Genomic DNA, 25,252 nt, shown 5'->3' with positions numbered 1-25,252 from the left:
CATCGCAACCGACCGCGGCATCGCCCGCGATACCGCACTCAACCGCGGCATCGCCCGGGGTATTGCACCCAACCGCGGCATAGACCGGGGTGTCACGCCCGGCTCCGGCCGCGTACCCCGGACTCACCCCCGCTTGGAGGACGACACACGCCTGCAGGCAGACGCCACCGGACAACCTCATCCCCACGAGCGCGGCCAGATCAGCACCATGGGTGCGGAGAGGGTGACCCGCAGAAGATCACAAGGAGCCACAGTAGATCACGAGCTGATCGGCATCGGATCGCCGCGTTCGAGCAGGCTGTGAGCAGGGCTGTGAGCAGGGCTGTGAGCAGGGCTGTGAGCAGGGCATCTTCGGCCCTTTGGATGCGTTCGCCACGGGAGGGCCGGTCGTTCTCGCCGACCTCGGCTATGAGGACGCTCCCAGGGTGGGCGGGAGAACATCGCGGCCATGGTGATGGCGGGGCGGGCGGAGCCGGGAAGGAACCGGAGGGTGGGTGGGAGAACCACGGTGACGACGGGGCGGGGCGGAGCCACGAGGTAGATCAAAGGGCTGGGTGGGGCAATCACTAGTTGACCTGGGCGAGGTTCGGGGACGGCGGGGTGGTGCTGAGGGCGCGGGAGACCTCGTCGGTGGGGGTGGCGCCGCGGACGGAGAGCCAGGCCAGGTTGTAGCGGGTCTGGAAGGTGACCAGGCGCTGGGCGTCGAGCAGGGTCAGGTCCCGGGGGTCGGCCAGCAGGGGGGTCAGGCCCATGCGCCGCCAGCTCGCGCGCTCGCCCGTACCGAGGGCCCAGCCCAGCTGGGCGTGGGTGCTGCGGGCGGCGATCAGGAGGCGGCGGACGTTGCGCGCCGAGCCGGGCTGGAACGGGACCAGCAGGTTGACCGTGCTGATCTCGGCCCCGGCCTGGCGGGTCTGGTAGAGCATCGTGCGATCTTGGGGGGTCAGGCCCAGCGTGGAGGCGGGCAGGGTGAAGGTGACCGCGAGCGGGCGGCCCCGCTCCCGGGACTCGCGCTGGAGCCGGGCGACGGCCGTGGCACGGCGGGCGGTGGTGGCGGGGTCGGTGGAGTCGTGCACCTCGAAGTCGAGGCCGGCCGGGTGGTAGGTGGCGATCACGTTGCGGTAGGCGGCCAGCAGGAGGTCCGGATCGGCGCAGGTGGCGGAGAGCTCCCGGCCCTCGGGCCCGCCGAAGGCCACCCCGGCGTCGCCGCCCTCGGCGCGGAGCCGGTTGAGGCCGCCGACCAGCGGGTTGGGGGTGGGCATGGCCTGCCCGCCCCAGGTCGGCGTGCAGGCGGCGCTGACGCCCGAGCTGATGTGGCCGAGCGTGTAGGTGGTCACCCCGGTCCTGCGGGCCGCGTCGGGCAGGTTGAACGCGGGGTCGCGGACCGCGTCCACGAACGCCACGTAGGCGGGCGCCCGGGGCGCGGGCGCGGCGGCGGCCGGGGGCGGGGAGCCCACCCCCACGGCCGGCTGGGCCGAGATGGGCGCAGCCGGGGTTCCCGCCGAGGTCAGCGCCCGGCCCGGGAGCAGCCAGAGGGCCGTCGCCGTGCCGCTGATCAGGGTGAGCGTGGCCAGCACGAGAACGGACCTGGGCGGGGTTCCCGCCGGTCTGGCATGCCGTGCCGTCTCCATGTCTCCACCACCGAGAGTCGTTGTCTGACTACATTCCGCGCACGAAGGTTGAACCCTAGCAACCTCGAAAGAGGCGGGTGGGGATAATGGGGAGATGAAGTTGAGGATCTTCACCGAACCCCAGCAGGGCGCCACCTACGACGATCTGCTGGCGGTCGCCCAGGCCGCCGAGCGGCTCGGCTTCGACGCCTTCTTCCGCTCCGACCACTACCAGCGGATCGGCGCCGGCGACCCGGGCCCCGGCTCGACCGACGCCTGGCTGACCCTGGCCGCGCTGGCCCGGGAGACCTCCCGGATCCGGCTGGGCACGATGGTGACCCCGGTGACGTTCCGGCTGCCAGGACCGCTGGCCGTCAGCGTGGCCCAGGCAGACCAGATGAGCGGCGGCAGGATCGAACTCGGCATGGGCGTCGGCTGGTATGACGCGGAGCACGCCGCCTACGGCATCCCGTTCCCGCCGATCGGGCAGCGGTTCGAGATGCTGGAGGAACAACTCGACATCATCACTGGCCTCTGGGGAGCCGAGAAGACGTTCTCCTACGCCGGAAAGCACTACCAGGTGAGCGACTCCCCGGCGCTGCCGAAGCCGGTCCAGCGCCCGTTGCCGATCATCATCGGCGGCGGGGGCCCGCGCCGCACGCCCCGGCTGGCGGCGACCTTCGCGACCGAATACAACATCCCGTTCCGGAATCTCGAGGAGACCGGCGAGGCGTTCCACCGGGTGCGCGCGGCCTGCGACCTGGCGGGACGGCCGATCATCCTGTCCGCCGCGCAGACCGTCTGCGTCGGCGCGAACGAGGCCGAGTACGTCCGGCGGGCCACCGCCATCGGCGAAGAACCCGGCGCCCTGCGCGCGGCCGGTCTGGCGGGCACCCCGGCCGAGGTCCTCGACAAGATCAGCCAGTTCCGCGACCTGGGCGCGGAACGCCTGTACCTGCAGTTCCTCGACCTGAGCGACCTCGACCACCTGGAACTGATCGCGGCCGAGCTCCTGCCGCACGTGTAAACCCGGCGAACCTGCCGGACAAATACGGCAAACTTGCCCATGTGTTGCTGACGATCTCCACCACTCATCGCCCGGCCACTGACCTTGGCTTTCTCCTGCACAAACATCCGGACAAAGTGCAGGAGTTCTCCCAATCCTTCGGGACGGCCCAGGTCTTCTACCCGGAGGCGGGCGACGAGCGGTGCACGGCGGCGCTCCTGCTGGACGTCGACCCGATCCGGCTGGTCCGCTCGCGAGGCGCCTCCTCGCCGGACTTCTCGCTCGGCCAGTACGTCAACGACCGCCCGTACGCCGCGTCGTCGCTGCTGGCCTCGGCGATGGCCGAGGTGTTCAGGACCGCGCGGGCGGGCCGCTGCGCCGCCCGTCCCGAGCTGCCCGAGCAGGCCATCCCGCTGGAGATCTCCCTGCCCGCGCTGCCCTGCCGGCACGGCGGCGTCGAGCTCGCCCACCGGCTGTTCGAGCCGCTCGGCTGGCAGGTGGAGGCGGCGGCCGTACCGCTCGATGAGGGGTTCCCCGAATGGGGAAATTCCCGATATGTACGGCTTACGCTGCGCGGCGAAGTCCGCCTCGCGGACGCTCTCAACCACCTGTACGTGCTGCTCCCCGTGCTCGACGACGCCAAGCACTACTGGGTGGCCAGCGACGAGGTCGACAAGCTCATCCGCGCGGGCGAAGGCTGGCTGGCCGCGCACCCCGACCGGGGACTGATCACCCGCCGCTACCTCAACCGGCGCACCGCCCTGACCCGCGCGGCCCTGGCCCGGCTGGCCGAGGTCGGCGACGACCTCGAAGACGCCTTGGAGCCCCCGGTCGAGGAAGAGACGGCCGAGGCGACGCCAGACGGGGAAGCAGCCGAGGGGTCCGGCGGCGAACCAACGGGGGAGTCCGACCGGCCGACGCCGCTGAATGTGCTGCGGCGGGAGGCGGTGCTGGCCGCGCTGGACGACGTCGGTGCCAGAACGGTGATCGATCTCGGCTGCGGCTCGGGACAGCTGGTCAACGCTCTGCTCGCGAACAAGACCATCACGAAGATCGCCGGAGTGGACGTCTCCGCGCACGCGCTGACCCTGGCCGCGCGCAAGCTCAAGCTGGACCGCATGTCCGACGCCAGACGCGCCAGGCTCGACCTGTTCCAGGGTTCGCTCACCTACGGCGACAGCCGTTTCGCGGGCTACGACGCCGCCGTCCTGATGGAGGTGGTCGAACACCTCGACCCACCCCGACTGCCCGCCCTCGAGCGGGTCGTCTTCGGCGGCGCCAAGCCGGGCCACGTGATCGTCACCACCCCGAACGCCGAGTACAACGTGCGCTACGAGACCCTCACCGGCATGCGCCACCCCGATCACCGCTTCGAGTGGACCCGCGCCGAGTTCCGCCACTGGGCCGCCGCCGTCGCCGCCCGGTACGGCTACCAGGTCGACTACCGCCCGGTCGGCGAGGACGACCCCGAACTCGGCCCGCCCACCCAGATGGCGATCTTCACCGCGGGAGGCGGCGATGTCTGACAAAACGCTCAACGAGCAGCCGACCCCCCGCCAGATCGGCGTGCCCGCCATGTCGCTGATCGTGCTGGTCGGCGTCTCCGGCAGCGGCAAGTCCACGTTCGCCCGCAAACATTTCCACCCCACCCAGGTGATCTCCTCCGACTTCTGCCGGGGCCTGGTCGCCGACGACGAGAACGACCAGTCGGCCACCCCGGACGCCTTCGACGTCCTGCACTACATCGTCGGCACCCGGCTCAGGCGCGGCCTGCTCACCGTGGTCGACGCCACCAGCGTGCAGTTCCAGGCCCGCCAGCAACTGGTCGAACTGGCCAAGGCGCACAACGTCCTGGTGGACGCGATCGTGCTGGACGTGCCCGAGGAGGTGGCGATCGAGCGGAACTCTACCCGCCCCGACCGCGACTTCGGCCCGCACGTGATCACCCGCCAGCGCAAGGACCTGCGCCGCTCGCTCGGCAAGATCTCCCGGGACGGCTTCCGCCGGGTGCACGTGCTGCGCGGCGACGAGATCGACAACGTCACGATCACCCTCGAACCCGCCTGGACCGACCTCAAGCACCTGACCGGTCCCTTCGACATCATCGGCGACGTGCACGGCTGCGCTGCCGAGCTGGAGACCCTGCTCACCACCCTCGGTTATGTGGACGGCAGGCATCCGCAGGGCCGTACCGCCGTGTTCGTCGGCGACCTGGTCGATCGGGGTCCGGACACACCGGGCGTGCTGCGCCGGGTCATGGGCATGGTCGAGGCCGGTACGGCGCTGTGCGTCTGCGGCAACCACGAGCAGAAGCTGGTGCGCGCCCTGAACGGCCGCAAGGTCAGGGTCGCGCACGGCCTGGAGGAGTCGCTGACCCAGCTGGCCGAGGCCGACCCCGCCTTCGTCGCCGCCGCCAAGACCTTCATGGACGGCCTGATCAGCCACTACCAGCTCGACGACGGCAAGCTGGTTGTCGCCCACGCCGGGCTCAAGGAGCCCTTCCACGGCCGCGCCTCCGCCCGGGTCCGCGCTTTCGCCCTGTACGGCGACACCACCGGCGAAACCGACGAATACGGCCTGCCCGTCCGCTACCCCTGGGCCGAGGACTACCGCGGCCGCGCCATGGTCGTCTACGGCCACACCCCCACCACCGAGCCGGAATGGATCAACAACACGATCTGCCTGGACACCGGCGTCGTCTTCGGCGGGCGCCTGACCGCGCTCCGCTACCCCGAGCGCGAGCTGATCTCGGTCCCGGCCGAGCGGGTCTGGTACGAGCCGACCCGCCCGCTGGCTCCGGCCAGGCAGCGCGACCCGGCCGCCCTCGACATCGGCGACGTGCGCGGGAACCGTTTCGTGGAGACCCGCTTCGCCGGCACGATCCGGGTCAGGGAGGAGAACGCCGCCGCCGCGCTGGAGATCATGAGCAGGTTCGCGGTGGACCCCCGCTGGCTGGTCTACCTGCCGCCGACCATGGCCCCGCCGGAGACCTCGCAGCTGGACGGCTACCTGGAGCACCCGGCGGAGGCGTTCGCCGAGTTCGCCGCCGCCGGGGTCACCCGGGTGGTGTGCGAGGAGAAGCACATGGGCTCCCGGGCGGTCGCCGTCCTGGCCAGAACCCCGGAGGCGGCCGAGAAACGTTTCGGCGTGGCCGACGGCAGCACCGGCATGGTCTACACCCGGACCGGCCGCCCGTTCTTCGACACGCTCACGACCGAGCTGGTGGACGGCCTGCGCGCCGCCGTGGCGCCGCTCTGGGCCGAGCTCGGCACCGACTGGCTGGTGCTGGACGGCGAGCTGCTGCCCTGGTCGGCCAAGGCGGAAAGCCTGATCCGCAGCCAGTACGCCTCGGTCGGCGCCGCCGCCAGGACCGCGCTGCCCGAGGTGGTGACGGCGCTGGAGGCGGCGGCCGGGCGCGGGCTGGATGTGGGACTGACATTGGACCGCGCCCGACGCCGCCTCGACAACGCTGCCCGATTCCGGGACGCCTATGCGCGTTACTGCTGGCCGGTCTCCGGCCTGGAGGGCGTGCGGTTCGCTCCGTTCCAGATCCTCGCCGCCGAGGGCCGGGCGACAGCCGTACGGCATCCGCATGACTGGCACCTGGACCAGCTGGCCAGGATCGACGCGCCGCTGGTCCAGCCGACCAGGCACGTGTACGTGGATCTCGGCTCGGTGGAGTCCCGGCAGCACGCCGTCGACTGGTGGGAGGAGCTGACCTCGGCCGGCGGGGAGGGCATGGTGGTCAAGCCTGTGGAGCGGCCGGAGGGCCGGGTGCAGCCCGGGGTGAAGGTCCGCGGCCGGGAATACCTGCGGATCATCTACGGTCCCGACTACACCGAGTCCCTGGACGTGCTGCGGCGGCGCTTCCTCGGCCGGAAACGGTCGCTGGCCTTGCGGGAGCACGCGCTCGGTCTGGAGGCGCTGGCCAGGCTGGCGGACGGCGAGCCGCTCTGGCGGGTGCACGAGCCGGTCTTCGCGGTGCTGGCGATGGAGTCGGAACCGGTGGACCCCCGGCTCTGAGCCGCCGCGTTGATCACGCGTCAACATTCGGCCAAGAAAACGGCAAGTTCCGCACGAGACGCTGCCCGCAATTAGCCTTACGATCGAGTCAGGCAACAGAGCGTGAGCGTGCGATCACTCATGAACCAAACGGGTGGCGGTTGGTGGTGGCGGCGCCGGCGGCGACGGGGCGGGCCGGTGGCTGGGCCAGGCAGAAAATGGTTCCATTTCCGGCACGATTGGCGGGATGCCGAACAGATCGGCCGTATCCATGTCCAAATCTGCTCGATATGCAATAAAAGCCGCATCCGAATCGACTAAGTGTAACTTGGCGTGACTTTCTGTATTCATTGGGCAGATATCGGGACATGGGGGGACCAGTTCGGGGGCGACCCGAACACCTTGGTCATGTCGTGTTCGTGGCCGCGGCGGCGGCCATCGGCGGGTTCCTGTTCGGCTACGACAGCGCGGTGATCAACGGCGCTGTCGTCGGAATCCAGCGGCACTTCCACGTCGGTCCTGTCGAGATCGGGTTCGTGGTGGCGATCGCCCTGCTCGGCTCGGCCGCCGGCGCCTGGTTCGCCGGGCGGATCGCGGACCGCTGGGGGCGGACCAGGACCATGCAGGTGGCCGCGGCCCTGTTCGCGGTCAGCTCGATCGGGCAGATGTTACCGTTCGCCATCTGGGACCTGGCGCTCTGGCGGCTGCTGGCCGGAGTCGCCATCGGGATGGCGTCGGTGATCGGCCCCGCGTACATCGCCGAGGTCGCCCCGGCCGCCTACCGGGGGCGGCTCGGCTCGTTCCAGCAGCTGGCCATCGTGCTCGGCATCGCGGTGTCCCAGCTGGTCAACTACGGGGTCGCGCGGTGGGCCGGGGGCGAGGTGAACTACCTGCTGGGCGGCCTGCAGGCCTGGCAGTGGATGCTCGGCGCGTGCCTGGTCCCGGCGCTGGCCTACCTGGCGTTCGCGCTGATCATCCCCGAGTCGCCCCGGTTCCTGGTCATGATCGGCCGCGGCGAGCGGGCCCGCGCGGTGCTGCGCGAGGTCGAGGGCGAGCACGCCGACCTGGACCGGCGGCTGGCCGAGATCGAGGGCGTGCTGCGCGCCGAGCGCCTGCCGCGCCTGTCCGACCTGCGCGGGCCCCTGCTCGGGCTGGTGCCGATCGTCTGGGTCGGCATCGTCCTGTCGGTCTTCCAGCAGTTCGTCGGCATCAACGTGATCTTCTACTACTCGTCGGTGCTGTGGCAGTCGGTGGGCGTCACCCAGGCCGGCTCGCTGCTGATCAGCTTCTCCAGCTCGATCATCAACATCATCGGCACGTTCATCGCCATCGCCCTGGTGGACCGGATCGGCCGCCGCCCCCTGCTGCTCGCCGGTTCGGCCGGGATGGCCGCCTCGCTGGCGGTCGCGTCGTGGGCGTTCGGCTACGCCCACGAGGTCGCGGGCCGCGTGACGCTGGCGGGTGTCCCCGGCGCGGCGGCGCTGGTCGCGGCCAACGTCTTCGTGCTGTTCTTCGCGCTGTCGTGGGGTGTGGTCGTCTGGGTGCTGCTGGGGGAGATGTTCCCGAACCGGATCAGGGCCGCCGCGCTCTCCGTCGCCGCCGCGGCGCAATGGCTCGCGAACTGGCTGGTAACCGTGACGTTCCCGGCGCTGTCGCACTGGAACCTCGCGCTGACCTATCTGGGATATGCCGTATTCGCGGTGCTCTCCTTGGTCTTCGTGAGCTTCTTCGTCAAAGAGACCAAGGGGCGCGCGCTTGAGGAGATGGGCTAGCCGGTAGCTCCTCGGCCTGGTCGTACAGGTCGGCGAGCAGGGTCAGGCAGGGTTCGATGATCGCGCGGTCGCCGATCCTGCGCCCGCCGACGTGGGCGCCGCCCTGGTCGTACAGGATCTCGTACATCAGGTCGCCGGCCGGGATCAGCAGTTCCGGCAGGGGTCGGTCCCGTTCCAGGTGGTGTACGGCTTCCGCGTCCAGGACCCGGACCTTCTCGCCCGCGCTCGCCCGGGCCGCCAGCACCCGCAACTCCCATTCGAGGTACGGGCTGAGCGGACGTTCGACGATGCGGAGCCGCCGGAGCTCCACGCGCGGGGAGAGGTCGGCCTCGTATTCGGCGGTGGCGGCCTCGATGAGGGCGAGGGCGAGGTCCCAGTCGCCCTCGGCCCAGGCCACCCAGCTCTTGGAGTAGGGCTCGTAGAAGTACTGGGCGCGCTCCAGCTTCCAGAGCACGCCTTCCATCTCCCGGTACACGCCGGAGAAGTCGGCGCTGTAGGTGATCCGGTCCATGGTCACCCCGTCGGCCTCGTGGATCCGCGCGAACGTGTCGTCACTCCGGCGTGTCTCTCGCACCGACGTGCCTCCCCTATGCGGTTATCCCGAAGGCGCCGGATTGATCGTTGATTGGCCTCAATAACGCGTCAAGACCCAAATCCCGATATATGGGGAAATCAGCGGTGTGATCGTCGGTGCCTCGCGATCCCGAACACCATCGCGCCCAGCCAGATGACCAGCGCCACCTTGAACACCACGAAAATGGACCCGGTCGCGATCCCGGCCACCAGCGCGAACGCCAGGATCATCGGCACGAACGGGGGCCGCCCCGACCGCCGCCCCGACTGCCGTTGCGCCTCCCAGTGCGCCCGCCGCTGAGCCCGCCACTGGGCCCTGGCCTGGTGATGGGCGTAGTGGTGTCCCCAGGTGGCCAGATCGCCCCGATAGGCGTACGGCTCACGCCGGGGGAGTACCGGATTCGCCGGATCGTCCGGAGCCACCAGGTCGGACAGCACGGTTCTCAGGTCGCCCGCCGTCCGGGCGGTCAGCGTGGTCTCCAAACGCTCGTCGAGCTCCTCCCGGGTGATCCGGCCCTGCGCGAACGCGTCGTGCAGGGCCTGGGTCACCTGGTCTCGCTCCCGATCCCCGATCCGGAGATCCTTAGGTGCGAACCCGTCAGCGGCCATCGCGGATCACTCCTCGTCCGGGTCGCCGTCGGCCAGCACCTGGTAGAGCTTGCGCCTGGTCTCGGCCAGGATCTGCTTGGCCTGCCGTACCTGGCCCTCCGAGCCGCCCTGGGCGATCTGGAACAGCGCGGAGGCGGCCTGCCGGGACAGGTCGAACAGCTCGTGCACGTCGTCGCCGATGTCCGGCGTCATCTCCTCCCACGGCGCCCGCACTTCCTGCGGGTGGTCGGCGATGTAGGCCTGCCCGGCCTCGGTGAGCTGGAAGGTCTTGCGGCCGTCCACCTCCTGGGCGCGCACCAGACCCTCGTCGGTGAGCTGCTGCAGCGCCGGGTAGACCGCGCCCGGGCTCGGCTTCCAGCCGCCCTGGCTGCGCTCGGCGATCTCCTGGATGATCTGGTAGCCGTTGCGCGGCTCCTCCGCCAGCAGCGCGAGGATCGCGGCCCTGACATCCCCGCGCTTGGCCTTACGAGCCCGCCCGAAGCCGCCGCCGCGCCCGCTGAACACGAACCCGGGCGGCCCGAACGGCCCACCGGGCCCGAACCCGCCCCAGCCGTGCCGGTGCCCCCGCTGCCGATGCTCGTGCGGCCCGTGCCCCTCTGACCGCTGATCGTGCTGCCACGCCGCGGCCATGACCCGCGCGGCGTCCCTCAGGTTCTTGCGCATCTCTCGATGAATCTCCCGGGCAGGGCCCCAAGCCCCGCCCATCGCGTTTGCGGACGTCATGTCCCCTCCTGTCGTGAATGTTCTCGATGCTTCAAAGATATATCGCGAACATTCTAACGTGGCAAGGTGTGATGCAGCTCACTCGAAATTCTTGGAGCCTGGGGAACATGCGCCGATACCGCACCGTTACAACATCTAGACGGGGTTGTTCTGCTCTGAGAGGGCTGGGGGGTGCTCTTGGAGCGGAACAACCCCGTCTGTGTTTACGACCGCGCCTTCGGAGCCAACGGCAGCCGGAGCACGAACCGGGCACCGCGCACGCTGTCTGCGATGCATAGGGTGCCGTCGCTCATCTCGGCGATCTGCCGGGCTATCGCCAGGCCCAGGCCGGTACCCCCAGGATCCCTCGCGCGGCTCTCGCCCAGGCGCACAAACCGCTGGAAGACGCTGTCGCGCTGGTCAGGGGGGATTCCTGCGCCGTCATCGAGCACCTCCAGGATGGCTGTGCCCGTGGCGAAGCGGGGATCGCCGTCCTGTCCACCCTCCGCTTCACCCTCCGCGCGGGACACCTTGATGGTGATCCGGCTGTCGGCGTGCCGGTCGGCGTTGTTGACGAGGTTGGCCAGCAATCGGGCCAACCGTAGCCGGTCGCCCAGCACCAGCACGCCGGGCGAGAGCTCACGCTCGATGTGCTTGGTAGAGGGGTGGCGGGCGTCCAGTTCGGCGGTAACCAGCTCGGCCAGGTCAACCCGGTCGCGGGCGCCGGGCGTTTTCGCGTCCAGGCGGGCGATGATCAGCAGGTCGCCGATGATCGCCTGCAGCCGGTCCAGGGTGGCCAGCAGGGTTTCGCCTGTGGTGGTAGCCAGGGTGTGGTCTTCGGCCATCATGGCGTCCTCGACCTCGGCGCGCATGGCGGTGACCGGGCCGCGCAGGTCGTGGCAGGCATCGGAGGCGAATTGGCGTTGCTGTTCCATCGCCCCCTGAAGCCGGGTCAGGGTGTGGTTGACGCTTTCGGCGAGGTGGTGGATCTCATCCTCGTGCGGCGGGATCGGGACCCGGCGGGCCGGGTCGGTGACGGTGATCTCATCCAGTTCCGAGCGGATGGCATCGACCGGGGTCAGGGATTCGCCGACGATCCGGCGGCAGGTGTAGGTGACCGCCCCGGTGATAGCCAGCACGCTCGCGATGAGCAACGCCGCCAGGCCCGGGTCAACCAGCGGCGGGGCCGGTGCGGCGCTGTAGACGGTCCAGCTGTGCCCAACACCGTAGACGCGCTGTTCCACGACGATGTGGCAATTGTGGCCGAGCGCGGTGCTGCCGCAGATCACGGCCCTGGCGTTAGGTGCGGCGTGGGGCGTGCCAGCAGGGGGCAAAAGACTGGTCATGGGCCCTTTGCCCGACATGGGCGCGCTTGCCGCGACAACACGTCCCTGTGAATCCGCGACCTGCAGATTGGCGACATACCCATGTGCCAGCCGGGCGTGGACACGACCGCGCTGCACGTTTAAGGCGATCCGGCTCGCTGCTCCATCGACCACGTCGGTCACCTGCGCGGTGTCCAGCCGGTGGAACAGCCCCGCCAGCAGAACCGCGAACAGCGCGCTGAGCAAGGCCGCCGTCAGACCGGAGTAGACGGCGCAGCGAGTCCTGACCGAGTACTGCTTCCACGTCCGCATGGTTGCCTCTGAACCAGTCAACCACGATGGTGAGGAGCAGCGGCACGACCCCCAGCGCTATCCCGATACGGCCGCATCGGCGCTCGGCGATCTTCGCCAAGCCGCAGGTGGCGGATCGGTCCCAGGCGATTGTCTGGGCGCGGGAGGCGGGGCTGGGAACGGGTGCGTGACACGCCGGGCGCGTGCGCAAATTTTGTCGGACCTTTGGCGTAGCATCCGGGGTCGTGATCTACGCATGATGGGGCATTCGCACGCGCTCAGTGGAGCCGTGGTGTGGCTGGGAGTCGCTCCCGGGTTGGTGGCTCTGCCCGGGATTGTCGCGCCTGAATTGGCGTCTGTGGTGGGGTCCGCGCTGACTCCGGCTGAGTTGGTGGCGGGGGCGCTGGTTTGTGCGGGGGCGGCGATGTTGCCTGACCTCGATCATCCGAGTGCGACCATCGCTCAGACGTTCGGGCCGGTGACGTGGGCCCTGAGCAAGGTGGTCAACGTGATCAGCGGGGGGCATCGGCATGCCACGCACTCGTTGTTGTTCGCGGTGGGGATGGGGGTGGGGGCGCACTTCCTGGCGCAGAATTATCCGATCGGGCGGGACATCATGGTCGTGCTGGCCATTGGGCTGGCTCTGCGTGCCATCGGGATCGGGGTGCCGGGGAAGAAGCTCACGTCGGCGCTGGTCAACATCGGGCTGACGGCTGGGCTTTTCGCGACCTTCCTCACGTTGGGGGTGCAGTATGCCTGGCTGGGGTTCGCGATCGGGATCGGGTGTCTGGTCCATGTGCTGGGGGATTGCCTGACGGAGCGTGGGTGTCCGGTGCTCTGGCCGATTCCGGGTAAGTGGCTCTTGCCGTACGACATCGGGTTCAAGACCGGGAAGAAGTTCGAGCTGAACATTCTTGCCCCGGTCTTGTCGGTCGCCGTGGTCGTTTTGTTGTTCTTACGCCTGGGTGTTACCAGCGGGTAGCTTGATGTCGAGATATCTTGGTGTCGAGACATCTTTCGCTCTCGTGGTTAGGCGAACCTAACTGACCGGTGTGATCGGGCGGTGCGGGAAGATGCGAGAGCGACTTAGGACAAGAACCTTTGGGGAGGCGAGACTTCGTGTCCGCGAACAGCTTCGGCAGCCGTGACACGCTGCGCGTCGGCGACGCGTCGTACGAGATCTACCGGCTGGCCGCCGTCGAGGGGTCGCAGCGCCTCCCGTACAGCCTGAAGATCCTGCTGGAGAACCTGCTCCGCACCGAGGACGGCGCGAACATCACCGCCGAGCACATCACCGCGCTCGGGCAGTGGGACCCGTCGGCCGCGCCCAGCGTGGAGATCCAGTTCACCCCGGCCCGGGTGATCATGCAGGACTTCACCGGCGTGCCGTGCGTGGTCGACCTGGCCACCATGCGGGAGGCCGTGCGCGACCTGGGCGGCGACCCGGCCAGGATCAACCCGCTGGCCCCGGCCGAGATGGTCATCGACCACTCGGTCATCGTCGACTACTTCGGCTCGCCGGACGCGTTCGGGCGCAACGTCACGCGGGAGTACGAGCGGAATCACGAGCGCTACCAGTTCCTGCGCTGGGGGCAGACCGCCTTCGACGAGTTCAAGGTGGTGCCGCCCGGCACCGGCATCGTGCACCAGGTCAACATCGAGCACCTGGCCCGGGTCGTGATGATCCGCGACGGCAAGGCCTACCCCGACACCTGCGTCGGCACCGACTCCCACACCACGATGGAGAACGGCATCGGCGTGCTCGGCTGGGGGGTCGGCGGCATCGAGGCCGAGGCCGCCATGCTCGGGCAGCCCATCTCGATGCTGATCCCGCGGGTGGTCGGCTTCAAGCTGACCGGCAAGCTGCCCGCCGGGGCCACCGCCACCGACCTGGTGCTCACCATCACCGAGATGCTGCGCAAGCACGGTGTGGTCGGCAAGTTCGTCGAGTTCTACGGCGAGGGCGTGACCAGCGTGCCGCTGGCCAACCGGGCCACGATCGGCAACATGAGCCCGGAGTTCGGCTCCACCTGCGCGATCTTCCCGATCGACGGGCAGACCATCGACTACCTCACGCTCACCGGGCGGCCGGCCGAGCAGGTCGCGCTGGTCGAGGCCTACGCCAAGGAGCAGGGGCTCTGGCTGGACCCGGCCGCGCCGGAGCCGGTCTTCTCCGAGTACATCGAGCTCGACCTGGCCACCGTGGTGCCGTCCATCGCGGGGCCGAAGCGGCCGCAGGACCGGATCGCGATCACTGACGCCAAGCGGGCCTGGCGGTCGGCCGTCAAGGACTACGTCCCGGTCGACACCCCGTTTGTCGCGCTTGGCCCGATTGACGAGGCGTCGGATGAGTCCTTCCCGGCCTCCGACTCCCCGGCGATCTCGCATGACGGCAACGGCGACCAGCCGCATCCGGCGGCGCTCAACGGTTCCCGTCCGCACCGGAAAGTGCCGGTCACGCTCGCGGACGGGACCTCGTTCGAGATCGACCACGGGGTGGTGACGATCGCGGCGATCACCTCGTGCACCAACACCTCCAATCCGTATGTGATGCTCGGCGCCGCCCTGCTGGCCAGGAACGCGGTCGAGAAGGGGCTGACCCGCAAGCCGTGGGTGAAGACCTCGCTCGCGCCAGGGTCGCAGGTGGTGACCGGGTACTTCGAGCGGTCGGGGCTGCAGCCTTATCTGGACAAGATCGGGTTCAACCTGGTCGGGTACGGGTGCACGACCTGTATCGGGAACTCCGGGCCGTTGCCGGAGGAGATCTCGGCGGCTGTGCAGGCCAACGATCTCGCGGTCACGGCTGTGCTGTCGGGGAACCGGAACTTCGAGGGCCGGATCAATCCGGATGTCAAGATGAACTACCTGGCCTCGCCGCCGCTGGTCGTCGCGTACGCGCTGGCGGGGACGATGGACATCGACCTCAACAACGAGCCGCTGGGGAACGGCGCGGATGGGCAGCCGGTGTTCCTCAAGGACATCTGGCCTGAGCCGGACGAGGTCGCGCGGGTGGTCGCGGACTCGATCGGGCAGGACATGTTCCTGCGGGACTACGCCGATGTGTTCAAGGGTGATGAGCACTGGCGGTCGCTGCCCATTCCGACGGGGAACACCTTCGAGTGGGATCCGGCGTCCACGTATGTGCGGAAGGCGCCCTACTTCGAGGGCATGCCGGCGACGCCGGAGCCTGTGTCGGATATTTCCGGTGCGCGGGTGCTGGCCAAGCTGGGCGACTCGGTCACCACCGACCACATCTCGCCGGCGGGTTCGATCAAGGTGGGCACTCCGGCGGCCGACTACCTGCGCGAGAACGGCGTCGAGGTCAAGGACTTCAACTCCTACGGCTCGCGCCGGGGCAACCACGAGGTCATGATCCGGGGCACCTTCGCCAACATCCGGCTGCGCAACACGCTGCTGGACGGGGTCGAGGGCGGCTACACCCGCGACTTCACCATGTGGGGCGGCCCGCAGGCCTTCATCTACGATGCCGCCCAGAACTACCAGGCCGCGGGCGTTCCGCTGGTGGTCCTGGCCGGCAAGGAGTACGGCTCCGGCTCCTCCCGCGACTGGGCCGCCAAGGGCACCGCCCTGCTCGGCGTCCGCGCGGTCATCGCCGAATCCTACGAGCGCATCCACCGGTCCAACCTGATCGGCATGGGCGTGCTCCCACTCCAGTTCCCCGACGGCGAAACCGCCGAAACCCTCGGCCTCACCGGCGAGGAAACCTTCGACATCACCGGCGTCGAGGAACTCAACAAGGGCATGACCCCAACCACGGTCACCGTCACCGCCGGCGACATCACCTTCCAGGCCATCGTCCGCATCGACACCCCAGGCGAAGCCGACTACTACCGCCACGGCGGCATCATGCAGTACGTCCTCCGCTCCCTCCTCGCCAAGAACTAACGCAAAACCCGAGAACCGCCCACCAGCAACCCTGTGGGCGGTTCTCTGCACTTACGGTGGTTCTCCCACCCACCCAGCCCGTTGCTTCCCTTCGGGCTCCGCCCGCCCCCGCCAGTGCCGTTGTTGCCGTCTCAGAGCGGTAGCCGGGCGTCCAGTGGCTCTGCGACCTGCTGCGAGCCGGTTGTTTCCCTTGGTTCCGCCCGCCCCCGCCATGCCACCCGCTGGACGGCTTACCGGTGTCAGTGCGGTCAGAGAAGTCGGCCGAGCATCGCGACGATCTGATCGACCATCTCATTCGACACTCGGCCCATGGGAAATCTGAATCGCTCGATCGAGATGGACCGGACTTGCTGCACCATGGCCCAGCTGGGCTTTCTCAGCCGAGTCTGATCCAACGCGACAGGGATATGACTATCCCACCCCCGATCCCGCGTCGTCAGCGGCACCACGATGACGAGATCTCGGCTGATGCGATTGAAATCATCGCTGCTGATGATCACAGTTGGGCGTTCGGATCCCTGCTCGGTGCCGATCGGGTCGCCGAGGTTGGTGAACCAGATGTCCCCCTGCTGAACCTTCATTTGCCTCCTTGTTCCTCCTTGCGCCCTGCCCCCTCCAGGTACGAGGTGTCATACCAGTCCGGAAAGTCGATCAGGCCCTCCCATTCGGGCGCTATACGGTGGGAGGGCTTCCCCTGCCAGATCTCGAACTCGGCCAGGTATTCGGCGTAACCCTCCGGATCCTCACGCCTGGTCCGCTCCATCTGTTCTCCAAGCCGCTTAAGGAACTTCTTCTTCTCGTAGTCCTTGATGGCTTCTTCGAGCACTTCGGTCATGGGTCTGCCTTCCTCGTGGGCGTATCGCGCGATCTTGTCGCGAGTAATGACGCTGACCCGGATCGTCGTCGTCTTCTGTTCGGTGCTCATAAGCACGAGGCTACGCACCCAATTCCAGGTGGTCTACATCTGGTCTACACATCGCTCTACACATCCGGCTACGCGAAGACCATACAACCAAGCGGTTACGTTCGCAAGAGATTTCGATTACCTAGCGTAACCTAGTGGCGAACTAGAGGGGTCCGGTAGGTGATCAGGAGGTGGACGTGTCCGACAAAGATCGGCTTGTCCTATGTTTCTTCATTGTTACCGCAGACAACAAACGTTACCGTCCTGTGTCTACCTCCCCCTTTGCTCCTGGATTACGTTGTCCCAAACAACATTCACCACTTCGGTGATGGACTCCCACCCCCCATAGACCCCCAGCCAGAGAAAGGACCCACGCATCATGCGCAAGGGGATCCTCAGCATCGCCGCGGTCGCGGCGCTTTCCCTCGGCCTCACCGCGTGCGGGGGCGATAGCGGTGAGACGGGTGCGTCGAGCAGCGCCGCGCCCGCCTCCTCGGCCGCCGCCGCGAAGCCCGGCAAGATCGGCGTCATCCTCCCGGACAGCAAGTCCTCGGCCCGGTGGGAGACCGCCGACCGCAAGTACCTGGAGGAGGCCTTCAAGGCCGCCGGAGTCGCGTACGACATCCAGAACGCGCAGGGCGACAAGACCGCCTTCCAGACCATCGCCGACCAGATGATCACCGGTGGCGTCACCGTGCTGGCGATCGTGAACCTGGACAGCGGCACCGGCAAGGCCGTCCTGGACAAGGCCAAGGCGCAGGGCGTCGCGACCATCGACTACGACCGCCTGACCCTCGGCGGCAACGCCGACTACTACGTCAGCTTCGACAACACCGCCGTCGGCAAGCTGCAGGGCGAGGGCCTGGTCAAGTGCCTCACCGACATGGGCGCCGAGAAGCCGGTCGTGGCCGAGCTGCACGGCTCGCCGACCGACAACAACGCCACCCTCTTCAAGGAGGGCTACGAGAGCGTCCTCAAGCCGAAGTACGACGCCGGTGAGTACGTCGCCGGCCCGGCCGACGCCGTGCCCGACTGGGACAACGCCCAGGCCGGCACGATCTTCGAGCAGCAGCTGACCAAGGAGCCGAAGATCGCCGGTGTGCTGGCCGCCAACGACGGTCTCGGCAACGCCGCCATCTCGGTGCTGAAGAAGAACAAGCTCAACGGCAAGGTCCCGGTGACCGGCCAGGACGCCACCGTGCAGGGTCTGCAGAACATCCTCGCCGGTGACCAGTGCATGACCGTCTACAAGGCCGTCAAGCAGGAGGCCGACGCCACCGCCGACCTCGCCATCGGCCTGGCCCAGGGCCAGAAGCCCGCCGCCAGCGGCACCGTCAAGGACACCGAGACCGGCGCGGACGTCCCCGCCGTGCTCCTGGTGCCCAAGGCCATCTTCTTCGACAACGTCAAGGACGTCATCGCGGACGGCTTCGTCACCAAGGAAGAGGTCTGCACCGCCGACTTCGCGGACAAGTGCACCGAGGCCGGAATCAGCTAGTCACATTCCGATCTGGTACGGCTTGCGCCCGAAGCATCGCAGTCAAAGGGCGCAAGCCGTACCACTGTGGAACCAGGAGAGCCCATGTCCCAGGCACCCGTCCTGGAACTGCGCGGAATCGACAAGAGCTTCGGCCCCGTGCAGGTCCTTCACGATGTCGCTTTTTCGGTGTATCCCGGAGAGGTGACCGCACTTGTCGGCGACAACGGAGCCGGTAAGTCCACGCTGGTGAAGTGCATCGGCGGAATCCACCCGATGGACTCGGGGGAGTATTTCTTCGAGGGCGAGAAGGTCCACGTCAGCGGGCCAAGGGACGCCGCCGCGATGGGTGTCGAGATCGTCTACCAGGATCTCGCGCTCTGCGACAACCTCGACATCGTGCAGAACATGTTCCTCGGCCGGGAGCGCACGAGCGGCCTGGTGCTGGACGAGGACACGATGGAGGAGATGGCCGCCAAGACCCTGGCCGGGCTCTCGGTGCGCACGGTGAAGTCGCTTCGCCAGCACGTCTCCAGCCTCTCCGGCGGCCAGCGCCAGACGGTCGCCATCGCCAAGGCCGTGCTGTGGAACAGCAAGGTCGTCATCCTGGACGAGCCCACCGCCGCCCTCGGCGTGGCGCAGACCGCGCAGGTGCTCGAACTGGTCCGCAGGCTGGCCGACAACGGCCTGGCCGTGGTACTCATCTCGCACAACATGAATGATGTCTTCGCCGTGTCCGACCGGATCGCGGCGCTCTACCTCGGCCGGATGGCCGCCCAGGTCAAGACCTCCGAGGTCACGCACTCCCAGATCGTGGAACTCATCACGGCCGGACGCAGCGGGGAGCTCGGCCTGCCAACCGGCAACGGAGCAAGCGCATGACGACGACAACCAGACCCGAGCAGACCAGCGCTCCGGCCATCGGCTCGCAGGTCCGGGACTACTTCGAGCGGGTGCGCGGCGGCGATCTCGGCGCGCTCCCCGCGGTGATCGGCCTCGTCGTCCTGTGCGCGGTCTTCGCCTGGCTGAGCCCGTCGTTCCTGTCGCCGATCAACTTCGCCAACCTGTTCACCCAGGGCGCCGGCGTCACCGTGATCGCGATGGGCCTGGTCTTCGTCCTGCTGCTGGGCGAGATCGACCTGTCCGCCGGATTCGCCAGCGGCGTCTGCGCGGCCGTGATGGCGGTGCTGCTCACCAACGAGGGCTGGCCCTGGTACACGGCCGTGCTGGCCGCGATGGTGACCGGCGTGCTCATCGGCCTGGTGCTCGGCTGGCTCGTCGCCAAGCTGGGCATCCCGTCCTTCGTGGTCACGCTGGCCGCCTTCCTGGCCTTCCAGGGCGTGGCGCTGATCCTGCTGGACGAGGGCACCAACGTCTCGATCCGGGACGAGACCATCCTGGCCGTCGCCAACGGCAACCTGTCCCCGCTGCTCGGCTGGGTGCTGCTGGCCGTCGGCGTGGTCGTCTACGCGGGCATCCAGCTGACCCAGGCCCGCAGGCGGACCGGGCGCGGCCTGGTGGCCGACTCGTTCGCCATCATCACGTTCCGGGTCGGCACGCTCGTGGTCCTGTCCGGCTTCGCGGTCTACGTGCTCAACCTGGAGCGCAGCCGCAACCCGGCGATCATCTCGCTGACCGGCGTGCCGATCGTGGTGCCGGTGATCCTGGTGCTGCTCATCGTGTGGACGTTCGTGCTCCGCCGTACCGCCTATGGACGGCATGTGTACGCGGTCGGCGGGAACGCGGAAGCGGCCCGCCGGGCCGGTATCAACGTGGACAGGATCCGCATCTCCGCCTTCGTGATCTGCTCGTTCATGGCCTCCATCGGCGGCATCATCGCCGCCTCGCGGGCCAACTCGGTGGACCCCAACACCGGCGGCAGCACCGTGCTGCTGTTCGCGGTCGGCGCGGCCGTGATCGGCGGCACCAGCCTGTTCGGCGGCAAGGGCCGGGTGCTGGACGCGCTGCTCGGCGGCGCGGTGGTCGCGGTGGTCATCAACGGCATGGGCCTGATGGGCTACAGCGCGAGCGTCAAGTATGTCGTCACCGGCGCGGTGCTGCTGCTGTCCGCCGGTGTGGACGCGCTGTCCCGCAAGCGGGCGTCCGCCTCCGGCCGTCGATAGGGTGAGCGCGACACCAGACCCCCGAACGGCACCAGAGGCAGAACGAATGTTACGCGCAGGTCCCTCCCAGGAGGAGATCCGCCGTCACAACCTGGGCACCCTGCTGCGGCACGTGCACCTGGGCGGCCCGACGTCGCGGGCCGAGCTGACCAACCGGATGGGACTCAACCGGAGCACCATCATGGCGCTCACCGCTGACCTCACCGCGGCCGGCCTGGTCCGCGAGGAGCTGCCCAGGGACACCGGCCGGGCCGGCCGCCCGTCCCTGGTGGTGCGGCCCGAGTCGGGCCGCTTCTACGTGCTCGCCTTCGACGTGGGCGTGGACCGGCTGGTCGCCGCCAGGATCGGGCTCGGCGGCGTGATCCTGGACCGGCGCGAGGCGGCCACCTCGCGGGGCTCCTTCGACATGACCGAGGTGGTCGAGACGCTGGCCGGGTTCACCCGGCAGATGCAGCGCAAGGTCCGCCCGGACACGGTCTGCGTCGGCGCCGCCGCCGCCCTCTGCGGTGCGGTACGGAAATCCGATGGCGTGGTGAGATTCGCCCCCAACATCGGCCTGGAGGACGCCCCCTTCGGCGAGGCGCTCTCCGGCAAGCTGGCCCTGGGGCTGCCGGTCGCGGTCGGCAACGACGCCAACCTGGGCGCGCTGGCCGAGCACACCCGCGGCCTGGGCGTCGGCTGCCGCGACCTGGTCTACCTGCACGGCGACGTCGGCATCGGCGGCGGCATCATCGTCAACAACCAGCTGCTCGGCGGCGTCTCCGGATACGGCGGCGAGGTCGGCCACACGGTGGTCAACCCCGACGGGCGGCTGTGCGGCTGCGGCTCGCGCGGCTGCCTGGAGGCGGAGGTCGGCGAGCGGGCCCTGCTGGAGCACGCCGGCCGCTCGGCCCGGGGCGAGCGCGGCAGGGACGGCATCAGGGCCGTGGTCGAGGCCGCCGACAAGGGCGACATCATCGCCCAGGACGCGCTGCACCGGGTCGGCGACTGGCTCGGCTTCGGGGTGGCCAACCTGGTCAACATCTTCAACCCGGAAGTCGTGATCTTCGGGGGCACCCTGCGGGAGATCTACCTGGGCTCGGCCGCCCAGGTGCGCAGCCGGCTCAACACCTGCACCTTGGCGGCCTTCCGCGAGTCGCTGCGGCTGCGCACCTCGGCGCTGGTGGACGACGCCACCATCGTGGGGGCCGCCGAGCTGGCTTTCGCCCAAGTGCTCGCCGACCCCCTGGAAGTGCTGGCCAGAATCGCTACCTAAGCGACGCGCGCGTTGGAGACCACCCAGGTGTTGCAGGCGGCCGGGGAACCGGAGTCGAAGCCGCGCTCCAGCCAGAAGACCTGGTTGCGGCCCTTGCCGTGCAAGGTGTCGCTGGCGTGCTTGGCCGCCCAGGTGTTGATGTGGTCCCACTCGACGAAGTCGACCGGCAGCGCGTCCTGCACGGCGCTCAGGAACACCCCGGCGAAGCACTCGGCCTGCTGCTCCACCCGGTGGCTGAGCAGGTTCTTGGCGGTCTTGGTGCGGGCCTTCCAGGACAGGTTGTAGTAGGGCATCAGGATGCCGGCACGCTGCTGCACGTGATGCCCGATCTCGTGCGCCATGGTCTTGGCCAGCACCAGCGGGAACGGCTCCTTGACGTCGTCGGACAGGAGAATCGCGTAGATCGTCTGGTTCTGCGAGCAGTAGTGCGCCCGGTAGGTCTTGGTGAGCTTGCCGCACACGGTCTTGGTGCCGCTGGTCCTGATGACCACCTTCGGCACTCGGTAGGTCCAGCCGACCGCCTTGAACTGCCGCGCCCACATCTGGTTGACGCAGCGATACACCTTGAGCATGTAGCTCTTGACGGCGGCCGCGCTACCCGCGCGCGGCTCGGCGGGCGAGCAGGCGACCGGGTCGACCGCGCCGGACCGGTAGATCTTGTTCTTGGTCAGCACGGTGGGGAAGCCCGCCTGCGCGACCTGTGCCTTCGCGACCGGCGCCAGCGCGGGGGCCGCCTGCGGCTGGGCCTGCGCGGTGCCCGCGATGAACAGGACGGCGCTCAGGCCGAGGCCTACTGCGATGAGGGGTGTTCGCATGGGCACAAGACCATATTGCAGTCCGTATTCAAGAGTAAAGCAGAGTAAATATTGATTCGTGCGACAAAACTGTGACAGAAGGGGCGTGGGTGGCATCGCCACTCACGCCCCCTCACACGCTCAGGACACGCGTGACGCCGGAGCCGTGAAGGTGTTGCACACCTTCGGGCCGTTGCCGTCCCAGCCGCGCTTCATCCAGTAGCGGATGTTCTTGGTCTTGCCGTGCAGCACGTCCCCGAAGGTCATGTCCATCAGGTCCTGGAAGTCGAACTCCTCGCGGCCGAGCGAGTGCCACACGCTGCCGATGAACGCGGACGCGAAGCACTCGGCCTGGAGCTCGACCTGGCGCTGGATCGCGTACTGCTTGGCCTTGGGGGCCTTCTTCTGCAGGCGCATGGCGGCCGGCAGGATCCCGGCCCGATCCTGCGCGTAATGCCCGTACTCGTGGGCGATCACATTGAACAGGGTGAACTCGGCGGGGTCGGCGAGCTGCCACTTGCTGATGGCCACCCACATCGTCTTGTTAACCGGGCAGTACAGACCGGCCGCGTAGTTGATGGGGTATTTGCCGCAGCCGGTGGCCACGCTCTTGGTGATGTAGCGGACTTTCGGCTTGCTGAATTTCAGGCCCGCCTGCTTGAACTCCTCGCTCCAGGAACGATCCAGGCATTCGAGGAGATGATCCAGGTAGAGCTTGTAGGAGTCGAGGTCGTCTGGGCGCCGGTCGAGTTCCTTGCACTCGGTCCAGTCGAACTCGCCTGTCTTGTACAGCGGGTTGTGGGTGAGCGCGGCCTTGCCCGTGGGAACCGGCGCGGCATGCGCGGGTCCGGTGAGGAGAGTGGCACCGATCATTCCACTGATCAGCAAAGTCAGAATACGCACGAAACCTGGAGCGTACGGGACAAGTCAACAGGGGGCAAAACGTTTGCCTGCCAGGTGGGGGAGGCGTAATGAGAGCGGAGAACTAGACTCATGCCTGTTCGACGATGAACCGGAGGATGACAGTGGGGCTACTGGAGTCAGTGAGCGGACCGGACGACCTCAAACGACTTGACCCGCGGGACCTGCCAGAGCTCGCGGCGGAGATCCGCGACCTGCTCGTCTCGTCCGTGGCGGGATCGGGCGCCGGTGGACATCTCGGCCCCAATCTGGGGGTCGTCGAGCTGACCATCGCCCTGCACCGCGTCTTCGACTCCCCGCACGACCCGATCGTCTTCGACACCGGCCACCAGTCCTACGTGCACAAGATGCTCACCGGCCGGGCCGGCCGGTTCGGCACGCTCCGCCAGCAGGGCGGCCTGTCCGGCTACCCCAGCCAGGCCGAGTCCGAGCACGACCTGGTGGAGAACTCGCACGCCTCCACCGCGCTCTCCTACGGCGACGGCCTGGCCAAGGCCGTCAAGCTGCGCGGTCAGCGCGACCGCACCGTGGTGGCGGTGATCGGCGACGGCGCCCTCACCGGCGGCATGGCCTGGGAGGCGCTCAACAACATCGCCGCCAACAAGGACCTGCCGCTGGTCATCGTGGTCAACGACAACGGCAGGTCGTATTCGCCCACGATCGGCGGCCTCGCCACCCACCTGGCCAAACTCCGGGTCACCCAGAACTACGAGCAGGTCCTGGAGTTCGTGAAGGACCGCTTCGGCAACGTCCCGGTGCTGTACGACACACTCCACGGCATCAAGAAGGGCATCAAGGACATCATCGCCCCCCAGGCCATGTTCGAGGACCTCGGCCTGAAGTATGTCGGCCCCATCGACGGCCACAACGAGCAGGCCGTGGAGACCGCGCTGCGCAAGGCCAAGGGTTTCGGCGGCCCGGTCATCGTGCACGTGCTCACCACCAAGGGCCACGGCTACACCCCGGCGGAGAACCACGAGGAGGACTGCTTCCACGCCCCGCAGCCCTTCGACGTGGTGACCGGCGAGGAGACCCCGAAGGCGTACGGGTGGACCAACGTGTTCACCGAGGAGATGGTCCGCATCGGCGCGGAGCGGGAGGACGTGGTCGCGATCACCGCGGCCATGCTGCACCCGACCGGCCTGGCCGAGTTCGGCGAGGCCTACCCGGACCGCATCTTCGACGTCGGCATCGCCGAGCAGCACGCGCTCACCTCGGCCGCCGGGCTCGCCCTGGGCGGCCTGCACCCGGTGGTCGCGGTCTACTCGACCTTCCTCAACCGGGCCTTCGACCAGCTGCTGATGGACGTGGCGCTGCACCGGCTGCCGGTCACCGTCGTGCTGGACCGGGCGGGTGTCACCGGTGACGACGGGCCCAGCCACAACGGCATGTGGGACCTGTCGATCCTGCAGGTCATCCCCGGCCTGTCGGTGGCGGCCCCGCGGGACGCGTCCCGGCTGCGGGAGCTGCTCCGGGAGTGCCTGGACATCTCGGACGGGCCGTCGGTCATCCGTTACCCGAAGGGCGCCGTGGTCCGCGAGTTCGAGCCGGTGGCCACCCTCGGCCGGATGGACGTGCTGCGCGCCGCCCCCGCCGAGAAGGACGTGCTGCTGGTCGCGGTGGGCCCGATGGCGGAGGTCTGCCTGGAGGCGTCCTCGCTGGTGGCCGCGCAGGGCATCGGCGTCACCGTGGTGGATCCCCGCTGGGTCATGCCGCTGGATCCGGAGCTGGTCCGGGAGGCGGCGGCGTACAAGCTGGTCGTGGTGGTGGAGGACAACGGCCGGGTCGGCGCGAGCGGCGACGCGGTGGCCCGCGCGCTGCGCGACGCGGACGTGGACGTCCCGGTGCGGACCTACGGCATTCCGCAGCGGTTCCTGGACCACGCGAAGCGGCCGAAGCTGCTGGTCGAGTTCGGGCTGACCGGCCAGGACCTGGCCCGGGAGATCACCGAGGGGATCGCCAAGCGCAGCCCGGCCCTCACCTGA

The 25,252-nt window shown here is 68.6% G+C and carries 21 protein-coding genes; 12 read left to right on the top strand and 9 right to left on the bottom strand.

The window, feature by feature from the left end:
* A partial coding sequence (locus Amac_RS55445) for a hypothetical protein (RefSeq protein WP_218041455.1) occupies positions 1-304 on the top strand: 304 nt, incomplete at its 5' end.
* Positions 305-566: 262 nt separating this feature from the next.
* On the opposite strand, the gene Amac_RS34110 is transcribed toward Amac_RS55445, so the two are convergent.
* Complete coding sequence (locus tag Amac_RS34110) at positions 567-1,628, bottom strand: glycoside hydrolase family 18 protein (protein ID WP_155358543.1); 1,062 nt, start codon at positions 1,626-1,628, stop codon at positions 567-569.
* A gap of 94 nt (positions 1,629-1,722) precedes the next feature.
* Between Amac_RS34110 and Amac_RS34105 the strand changes: the two genes are divergently transcribed.
* From Amac_RS34105 to Amac_RS34090, 4 genes are all read left to right on the top strand, one after another.
* On the top strand, positions 1,723-2,634 hold the full coding sequence (locus tag Amac_RS34105; RefSeq protein WP_155358542.1) for an LLM class F420-dependent oxidoreductase: 912 nt from the start codon (positions 1,723-1,725) through the stop codon (positions 2,632-2,634).
* Positions 2,635-2,675: 41 nt separating this feature from the next.
* The gene (locus Amac_RS34100; RefSeq protein ID WP_155358541.1) at positions 2,676-4,139 is read left to right on the top strand and encodes a 3' terminal RNA ribose 2'-O-methyltransferase Hen1; all 1,464 of its coding nucleotides are present in this window, start codon (positions 2,676-2,678) and stop codon (positions 4,137-4,139) included.
* Positions 4,132-6,636, top strand: coding sequence for a polynucleotide kinase-phosphatase (locus tag Amac_RS34095; protein WP_155358540.1), 2,505 nt, complete (start codon positions 4,132-4,134; stop codon positions 6,634-6,636). The genes Amac_RS34100 and Amac_RS34095 overlap by 8 nt, the downstream gene beginning before the upstream one ends.
* A gap of 347 nt (positions 6,637-6,983) precedes the next feature.
* Positions 6,984-8,387 carry a sugar porter family MFS transporter gene (locus tag Amac_RS34090; protein ID WP_155358539.1) on the top strand — a complete coding sequence of 468 codons (1,404 nt, stop codon included), beginning with the start codon at positions 6,984-6,986 and terminating at the stop codon, positions 8,385-8,387.
* On the opposite strand, the gene Amac_RS34085 is transcribed toward Amac_RS34090, so the two are convergent.
* From Amac_RS34085 to Amac_RS34070, 4 genes are all read right to left on the bottom strand, one after another.
* Positions 8,347-8,961: a DUF6879 family protein gene (locus Amac_RS34085; protein WP_155358538.1), complete on the bottom strand. Its 615-nt coding sequence runs from the start codon at positions 8,959-8,961 to the stop codon at positions 8,347-8,349. The genes Amac_RS34090 and Amac_RS34085 overlap by 41 nt on opposite strands.
* A 98-nt stretch (positions 8,962-9,059) precedes the next feature.
* Entirely contained in the window at positions 9,060-9,569 is a 510-nt protein-coding gene (locus Amac_RS34080) for a DUF1707 SHOCT-like domain-containing protein (protein ID WP_155358537.1), read from the bottom strand.
* A 6-nt stretch (positions 9,570-9,575) separates the two neighbouring features.
* On the bottom strand, positions 9,576-10,292 hold the full coding sequence (locus tag Amac_RS34075; RefSeq protein ID WP_155358536.1) for a PadR family transcriptional regulator: 717 nt from the start codon (positions 10,290-10,292) through the stop codon (positions 9,576-9,578).
* Positions 10,293-10,495: 203 nt separating this feature from the next.
* A complete protein-coding gene (locus Amac_RS34070; RefSeq protein WP_155358535.1) occupies positions 10,496-11,908 on the bottom strand; it encodes a HAMP domain-containing sensor histidine kinase in 1,413 nt (470 codons plus the stop codon).
* A 235-nt stretch (positions 11,909-12,143) separates the two neighbouring features.
* On the opposite strand from Amac_RS34070, the gene Amac_RS34065 reads away from it, so the two are divergent.
* Complete coding sequence (locus Amac_RS34065) at positions 12,144-12,869, top strand: metal-dependent hydrolase (protein WP_155358534.1); 726 nt, start codon at positions 12,144-12,146, stop codon at positions 12,867-12,869.
* Positions 12,870-13,006: 137 nt separating this feature from the next.
* Positions 13,007-15,793, top strand: a complete 2,787-nt coding sequence (locus Amac_RS34060) for an aconitate hydratase (protein WP_155358533.1) — start codon at positions 13,007-13,009, stop codon at positions 15,791-15,793.
* Positions 15,794-16,041: 248 nt separating this feature from the next.
* Here Amac_RS34060 and Amac_RS34055 read toward each other — a convergent pair whose 3' ends face one another.
* Positions 16,042-16,374 carry a type II toxin-antitoxin system PemK/MazF family toxin gene (locus Amac_RS34055; RefSeq protein ID WP_155358532.1) on the bottom strand — a complete coding sequence of 111 codons (333 nt, stop codon included), beginning with the start codon at positions 16,372-16,374 and terminating at the stop codon, positions 16,042-16,044.
* Positions 16,371-16,718: a YlcI/YnfO family protein gene (locus tag Amac_RS34050; RefSeq protein ID WP_155358531.1), complete on the bottom strand. Its 348-nt coding sequence runs from the start codon at positions 16,716-16,718 to the stop codon at positions 16,371-16,373. Before Amac_RS34050 ends, Amac_RS34055 begins: the two co-directional genes overlap by 4 nt.
* Positions 16,719-17,076: 358 nt before the next feature.
* Between Amac_RS34050 and Amac_RS34045 the strand changes: the two genes are divergently transcribed.
* From Amac_RS34045 to Amac_RS34030, 4 genes are all read left to right on the top strand, one after another.
* Positions 17,077-18,195 carry a sugar ABC transporter substrate-binding protein gene (locus Amac_RS34045; protein WP_155358530.1) on the top strand — a complete coding sequence of 373 codons (1,119 nt, stop codon included), beginning with the start codon at positions 17,077-17,079 and terminating at the stop codon, positions 18,193-18,195.
* An 84-nt stretch (positions 18,196-18,279) separates the two neighbouring features.
* Positions 18,280-19,056, top strand: a complete 777-nt coding sequence (locus Amac_RS34040) for an ATP-binding cassette domain-containing protein (RefSeq protein ID WP_155358529.1) — start codon at positions 18,280-18,282, stop codon at positions 19,054-19,056.
* On the top strand, positions 19,053-20,297 hold the full coding sequence (locus Amac_RS34035) for a sugar ABC transporter permease (protein WP_155358528.1): 1,245 nt from the start codon (positions 19,053-19,055) through the stop codon (positions 20,295-20,297). The genes Amac_RS34040 and Amac_RS34035 overlap by 4 nt, the downstream gene beginning before the upstream one ends.
* Before the next feature lie 46 nt (positions 20,298-20,343).
* Positions 20,344-21,552, top strand: a complete 1,209-nt coding sequence (locus Amac_RS34030; RefSeq protein WP_218041454.1) for an ROK family transcriptional regulator — start codon at positions 20,344-20,346, stop codon at positions 21,550-21,552.
* Here the strand turns inward: Amac_RS34030 and Amac_RS34025 are convergent.
* Both Amac_RS34025 and Amac_RS34020 read right to left on the bottom strand, forming a co-directional pair.
* Entirely contained in the window at positions 21,549-22,367 is an 819-nt protein-coding gene (locus Amac_RS34025) for a neutral zinc metallopeptidase (protein ID WP_155358526.1), read from the bottom strand. The genes Amac_RS34030 and Amac_RS34025 overlap by 4 nt on opposite strands.
* Before the next feature lie 120 nt (positions 22,368-22,487).
* Complete coding sequence (locus tag Amac_RS34020) at positions 22,488-23,249, bottom strand: neutral zinc metallopeptidase (protein WP_155358525.1); 762 nt, start codon at positions 23,247-23,249, stop codon at positions 22,488-22,490.
* 122 nt (positions 23,250-23,371) lie between these two features.
* Here Amac_RS34020 and dxs point away from each other — a divergent pair, with 122 nt between their 5' ends.
* On the top strand, positions 23,372-25,252 hold the full coding sequence (dxs, locus tag Amac_RS34015) for a 1-deoxy-D-xylulose-5-phosphate synthase (protein WP_155358549.1): 1,881 nt from the start codon (positions 23,372-23,374) through the stop codon (positions 25,250-25,252).

Source organism: Acrocarpospora macrocephala, assembly GCF_009687865.1.
GTDB lineage: Bacteria > Actinomycetota > Actinomycetes > Streptosporangiales > Streptosporangiaceae > Acrocarpospora > Acrocarpospora macrocephala.
Note: the sequence above shows the minus strand (reverse complement) of the source record. Positions and strands in the feature narration are given on the sequence as shown.